This is a genomic window from Enterococcus sp. DIV0703 (assembly GCF_051711065.1).
GTDB classification, from domain to species: domain Bacteria; phylum Bacillota; class Bacilli; order Lactobacillales; family Enterococcaceae; genus Enterococcus_B; species Enterococcus_B hirae.
This window is the reverse complement of the sequence record NZ_JBIOLX010000001.1, coordinates 2,876,505-2,882,886: the sequence shown is the minus strand read 5'-3', so window position 1 is coordinate 2,882,886 and position 6,382 is coordinate 2,876,505. Positions and strand designations below refer to the sequence as shown.

Annotated in this window: 6 protein-coding genes; all 6 read left to right on the top strand. The window is 34.7% G+C overall.

Annotation, left to right across the window (positions count from 1 at the left end):
- Positions 1–532: 532 nt before the first annotated feature.
- The 6 genes from rpmH to mnmE all read left to right on the top strand — a co-directional run bounded on the left by rpmH (position 533) and on the right by mnmE (position 6,369).
- The gene (gene rpmH, locus IGK81_RS13175) at positions 533–667 is read left to right on the top strand and encodes a 50S ribosomal protein L34 (protein ID WP_002293121.1); all 135 of its coding nucleotides are present in this window, start codon (positions 533–535) and stop codon (positions 665–667) included.
- Between the two features lie 117 nt (positions 668–784).
- On the top strand, positions 785–1,141 hold the full coding sequence (gene rnpA / locus IGK81_RS13170) for a ribonuclease P protein component (protein WP_010720505.1): 357 nt from the start codon (positions 785–787) through the stop codon (positions 1,139–1,141).
- The gene (locus IGK81_RS13165) at positions 1,138–1,959 is read left to right on the top strand and encodes a YidC/Oxa1 family membrane protein insertase (RefSeq protein WP_010720506.1); all 822 of its coding nucleotides are present in this window, start codon (positions 1,138–1,140) and stop codon (positions 1,957–1,959) included. The genes rnpA and IGK81_RS13165 overlap by 4 nt, the downstream gene beginning before the upstream one ends.
- 14 nt (positions 1,960–1,973) lie before the next feature.
- A complete protein-coding gene (gene jag / locus IGK81_RS13160) occupies positions 1,974–2,729 on the top strand; it encodes an RNA-binding cell elongation regulator Jag/EloR (RefSeq protein WP_034697661.1) in 756 nt (251 codons plus the stop codon).
- A 233-nt stretch (positions 2,730–2,962) separates the two neighbouring features.
- Positions 2,963–4,366: a hypothetical protein gene (locus IGK81_RS13155; protein ID WP_034697658.1), complete on the top strand. Its 1,404-nt coding sequence runs from the start codon at positions 2,963–2,965 to the stop codon at positions 4,364–4,366.
- 605 nt (positions 4,367–4,971) lie between these two features.
- The gene (gene mnmE / locus IGK81_RS13150) at positions 4,972–6,369 is read left to right on the top strand and encodes a tRNA uridine-5-carboxymethylaminomethyl(34) synthesis GTPase MnmE (protein WP_010736772.1); all 1,398 of its coding nucleotides are present in this window, start codon (positions 4,972–4,974) and stop codon (positions 6,367–6,369) included.
- Positions 6,370–6,382: the final 13 nt, after the last annotated feature.

Here is a 6,382-nt window from a genome sequence, read left to right as displayed (position 1 = left end):
ATAAGGCTTCCTCCTTCATTAAAAAGTGAATAACTAGTACTAATTTATCATTTTTTCATATAGTTTTCCACAGAAAGAGCAGAAAAAATTTTTTATTTGAGATTATCCACAAAATTAAGAGAGAAAAAAACAAAAAAAATCACAACGAGGAAAAATATTTATCCACATCACTAATCAACAGGTGGATAAGTGTGTTTTAAAGACAGAAATCCCAGGTAGGTTGTGGATAAAAAACCGTTGTTTATCAAGGAGTTAAGCATTCAATTCACAGATAAATGACTGTTTGTGGATTACTTTTTTTACAGGTGTTTATTCTGTGTAAAAAACCCTAAAAAATAATTGTGGATAAATCTTGTGTATAACTTTTTCCACAAATGAATCACACGAAAAAAAACTAAACTGTGGAAAAATAGAATGCATAAATCCAGAAGTTTCCTTTCATTTTATATTGACAAATTACCTTGATTGTCGTTATACTATCAAAGTATGTCTGTGTTTTAACAGTAGATAAGAAATTTTGGAGGTGGAATACATGAAAAGAACATACCAACCAAATAAACGTAAACGTCAAAAAGTTCACGGATTCCGTAAACGTATGAGTACTAAAAATGGCCGTCGTGTTTTAGCAAGCCGTCGCCGTAAAGGAAGAAAAGTTCTTTCAGCTTAAGCCACTGGGGTTTCAGTGGTTTTTTTTATGCCCTTTTTTAGGGAAAAGCTGAAAGAATAAAGAGAAATATGTTATGATTATGGACGTAAGTGAAAGATAGAAAAGGAAAGAAAACGAATGAGAAAAGCGTATCGAGTCAAAAAAGAACGAGAGTTTCAAAACGTATTCCATACAGGAACGTCATTTGCTAATCGTAAATTTGTCGTTTACCGCTTAGAAAAAAAAGACCAGCCACATTTTCGTGTCGGGCTTTCAGTAGGTAAAAAAGTGGGCAATGCAGTATGTCGCAATGAGGTAAAACGTAAGATTCGTGCGGCGGTCTATTCTGTAAAAGAACAGATCGATCCGGAATTGGATTTTATCGTGATTGCAAGACCAAGTGTCAAGGGACTAACTTACGATGAGATTCGTTCCAATCTAGTCCATGTCTTAAAACTTGCAAAAATAATCGATAGAGAGGAAAAGAGTAAGTGAAGAAATACAAACGTTTACTTTTGATGGCAGGCATTATCAGTCTAGTCGTTGTCTTATCCGGTTGTGGAACTGGAGAAGTAAGTGCACAAAGCACAGGAATTTGGGATCGCTACATCGTTTATTATTTTGCAGAAGCGATCAAGGCATTGTCATTTGGAAATGCAGGGATTGGGATTATTTTATTCACTTTGATCATTCGTGTGATCTTGATGCCGTTGATGCATTTTCAAACCAAGAGTATGCGAAAAACCCAAGAACTTCAACCAAAATTAAAAGCACTACAACAAGAATATAGTTCAAAAGATCCTGAGACACAAAGTAAGTTACGTGAAGCGCAACAACGTTTATATGCGGAAAATAATGTGAACCCATATGCTGGTTGTTTACCGTTGTTAGTACAGATGCCGATTTTGATGGCGTTATGGCAATCGATTTCACGTGTGCCTGAATTAAAACAAGGAAACTTTTTATGGTTAAATCTAGGAACAGCAGATCCAACCTTTATTTTACCGATCCTTGCTGCGGTATTTACTTTTGCAAGTACGTATCTAAGTAGCATGAGTCAAATTGAATCAAATGCATCAATGAAGATCATGAATTTTGTGATGCCTGTGATGATCTTAGTTATGGGGGTCAACTTAGCAAGTGGTCTTTCATTATATTGGGTAATATCTAATGCTTTCCAAGTCGTTCAAACATTACTAATCAATAATCCATTTAAGATTAGAAAAGAGCGAGAAGAAGAAGCTCAACGTATTCGTGAAAAAGAACGTGCGTTGAAAAAAGCCATGAGTCCGAAGAAAAAACGTAAAAAATAAGGGAGGGAATGCTAATGCCGATTTATGAAGCTGCGACAATTGATGAAGCAATCCAACTTGGTTTAAACGATTTAGGATTGGATAAAGAGCAAGTTGAAATTGAGATACTAGATGAAGGTAAGAAAGGATTTCTGGGGATCGGGCGTAAGAATGCTCGTCTTAAGATCGAACCTTCAATTAGTGAAACTGTTTCAGAAGCAATTGAAGAAACGGTAGAAGAAGTTTTAGAAGAACCTTTAGAAAAAACGATAGAAGAAACTGAAACCATTGAAGTCTTCACAGAAGAAGTAGAAACCAGTGAATTAGGCGATGAAGCAGCTTTAACGGAATTAGCAGTCTATCTCACGGATATTACCAAGCAATTAGATGCGCCAGCTTTAGTAAAAATGACACGCGAAGCAAATACCGTCGTTTTTCAATTAGATACACAAAAACAAGGGATTTTAATTGGCAAACACGGCAAAACATTAAATGCGTTACAGTATTTAGCCCAAGTTTTCATTCACCGTATTGCTAAAAATAAACTATCTGTAGTAGTAAACGTTGGTAATTATCGTGAAAAAAGACAAGAAATCATTCAACGCTTAGCAGATCGTACTGCCGAAAAAGCAATTAAATCCGGTCAACCAGTCTTCTTAGAACCAATGCCGGCATTTGAGAGAAAACAAATCCATGCGGCATTAAGCAAGAATGAATATGTGAAAACTCATTCTGAAGGAGACGAGCCTTATCGTTATCTAGTAGTAGAACCTGTAAAAAAACGATTATAAACACTAAAAGAGTTTGCTTCATTAACAAATGCTTGTTAATGAAATAATGCTTGATAAATAAGAGAAGTTTAAATCAATGAAGTAGCGAAAAAGTAAACTGATTACTTTTTCGCTACTTTATTTTTGTTGTGTTTTGCAAGAAATCTTTTTTTCTCTGTTTTCTAAAAAAAAGTTTCTTTCTCCAAAATAATCTATGTTACTGTGAATACGACTGGGGGAAAAGGAAGGGAAAAATGGAAGAGAAAAAAAGAAAAAAAATGATAAAAGATATCGAAAAAGCTCGTGAAAAATATGTAAAAAATGAACAAAAGTATATTGCAGAAATGTCGCATGTCTTTAATCAAAAATGGAATTGGACTTCTAATATGCTGGATAATGAGGCTGGAGTAAAATATGATAACCTTATAGAGTATATGTATTTGTATAAAAAGGTAGTTGAAAAAAATCCTGAACAGTTTACAGAAAATGGTAGAGAACGAAAGAACTTAATAAACTCTTTAAACGGTAGTATAGGATGTAGTTACGATAACAAATATTTTAAGCCATGCATGAAAGACTTGGTAAATAATGATCCGGATAGTTTTTTAGTTATACCAATCATGTATAACCGAAGAGCAGGCGATGTTCATAGTGTCAGCCTGCTTATTCAAAAAGAAGACAATAAAATTAAAGTGCGCGTTTGTAATAAAGGAGGTCAACTTGTACCTAATGAAGCGCCAAATGTTGATGGAAAAATTTCTCTTGAGCATTTAAATAAAATAGCGTCGTTTTATCAATGGGAAAACTGGAATGATTTTTCCGATAAAAAGAAATTAGACCTTTGGAAAGGCGTTAGTAAGGAGGATAAAGCAGAATTTGTAGAGAGTTTCGCAGCAGTAGAAAAAGTGTGGGTAGATCTGGATACCAAACAATTAAAATCAATCTATGTATATGAGTTTGAAGAATCAAAAGAAAACATAGAAGCCATTTCAAAAGCTGTTCGTATAGGAAGATATGCTCCCAAATGGCGAGATTTTTTAAGTTTGTCCCGAAAAGAAGGTGTGAGCTTTGGAAGCTTTTTCCAAGATAAATATATGTTGTTTTTTCATAAGACAACAGAATTTCCGTTAAAAGAGCTTCATCATCATGCATCAGAATGTAAGTTTGAAAATTATGTTGCAAGGTCACAAATGACAGGGGCATGTATCGTAAAAAATATAGGATTAGCATTCAAATATACACTAGGTTATAAAACTAAGGCAATTATTAAAGACAAAGAGTATGATCAATGTAAACAAATTGAGGGTATGGATGAAATGCTGCTAAAAGTTGCTAAAGATGAGGTCAAGAACCAGAGTTATAGTGATTTACTTGATCAGAATTACGCGTTTTTTCTTAAAAATAAAAAAGAATTGGCGCAAGAGACGCCAAGCATGAAAATAGTAAAAAAAGAATTGTTAATAGATGTTGTAAATGAAGCTGGAGAAAAAGTTGGAGACGTGCTTACAAACCAGTTTCTTATAAATCAGAAAGATGTTAAAAACGAGTTACATAATAGAAAAACGGGTGAAGAATACCTGAGAAAAGTTGCTGCTGTAAATAAAAAAGTTTCAAAAAAGAAAAAAGCAGAAAGACTAAACTCTGGATTGGAAAGATAGAGGTAAACCCTCCTGAATAGGGATAAAATAAATGTCGTTTTATCCTATAGTTGAAAATTCATTCAATCATACATAGAAGATCAGTTATATTGAGAAAAACAAAATTTAATGGTTGATATGCGTGGTTCTTTTTAGGAATCACATTGACAAACTTTTTTAAACAAAGTATATTTTATTAGAAATCATTCTTATCGGAGTATACGATGCTTAAGTAGTCTTACTTTGATAGAAAAAGCACATGGAGGTTAGCCTTCGTGTGTTTTTTTGTAGAACTGAGATGAGATAGCGATTTGTTTTGAATGGCTATTTTTTATGTTGAATAGTCGTGAAAAGGATCGCGACGATACAAAGGATGAAATAAAAAGAATGTACAATATCCTCAAATCAGAATGAATGTATAAATGAAAAAAATTTTTACGATATTGTAAAAAAGCAGAAGTTGTCAGAGTTCTCTATTTTCAATACTTGTGTCTTGTAACTAAATATGATAACCTATGTTCAGAATTTAATCATGGACAAGCAGTCAAAGTGCGAAGTTCACCATTTATTGTAAAGGGTGAAGTGGGCACTTTTTTTGTGCGTAAAATTAAAAAGGGAGTGAAAAAATGGCTGAAATTACTTTAGAATTTGATACGATTGCTGCAATTTCTACCCCACCAGGAGAAGGAGCGATCAGTATTGTTCGACTTAGTGGAGACCAAGCGGTAGCTTTAGCAGATAAAGTCTATCGTTGTGGCAAGAAAAGCTTATTGGAAGTACCTAGTCATACGATTCATTATGGGCATATTACTGATCCAAAGAATGAACAGATCATTGATGAAGTGATGGTTTCTGTTATGTTAGCACCTAAAACATTTACTCGTGAAGATGTCGTTGAAATCAATTGTCATGGTGGGATCGTAGTCGTAAATCAAATTTTACAACTGCTATTACGAGAAGGAGCAAGACTAGCTGAACCTGGAGAATTTACAAAAAGAGCTTTCTTAAATGGTCGTGTAGATCTTTCTCAAGCAGAAGCCGTGATGGATTTAATTCGGGCGAAAACGGACAAAGCAATGGGCTTAGCTTTAAATCAATTAGATGGCAATCTTTCTTCGTTGATTCGTTCATTAAGACAAGAGATCTTAGAAACATTAGCACAAGTAGAAGTCAATATCGATTATCCTGAATACGATGATGTGGAAGAATTGACTACACGATTATTGCTTGAAAAAGCGACGATGATCCAACAAAGGATCCAAGCTTTACTTGCTACATCGAAACAAGGAAAAGTCTTGCGTGAAGGATTAAGTACAGCTATCATCGGTCGTCCAAATGTCGGAAAATCAAGCTTGTTGAATCACTTATTGCGAGAAGAAAAAGCAATTGTAACAGATATTGCGGGAACGACACGAGATGTCATCGAAGAATACGTGAACGTTCGTGGTGTACCATTGAAATTAATTGATACAGCAGGAATCCGTGAAACAGAAGATCTCGTGGAACAGATCGGAGTAGAAAGAAGTCGAAAAGCATTATCTGAATCGGATTTGATTTTATTGGTCTTGAATCAAAGTGAGCCACTGACCAGAGAAGACGAGCAGCTTTTAGAAGCCACTAACGGTTTGAAACGGATTGTACTTTTAAATAAAACAGATTTGCCGCAAAAGTTAGAAAAAGAAGAACTTGATCAGTGGTTAGAAGATGAACCGGTGTTTGCCGTTTCTGTGGCTAAAAATGATGGTTTAGATCAATTAGAAACAGCTATCGCTGATTTATTCTTTGGTGGGCAAACCGGTGAAAGAGATGCTACGTATGTATCAAATACCAGACATATTGCTCTACTTGAAAAAGCATCAATTTCATTAGCAGAAGTAGTTGCTGGGATTGAAGCAGGGATGCCTGTAGATCTTGTTCAAATCGATATGACACGCTGTTGGGACTACTTAGGGGAAGTCGTTGGAGACAGTGTACAAGATGAATTAATCACTCAATTATTCAGTCAATTCTGTTTAGGAAAATAAAAGGAGGAAATGT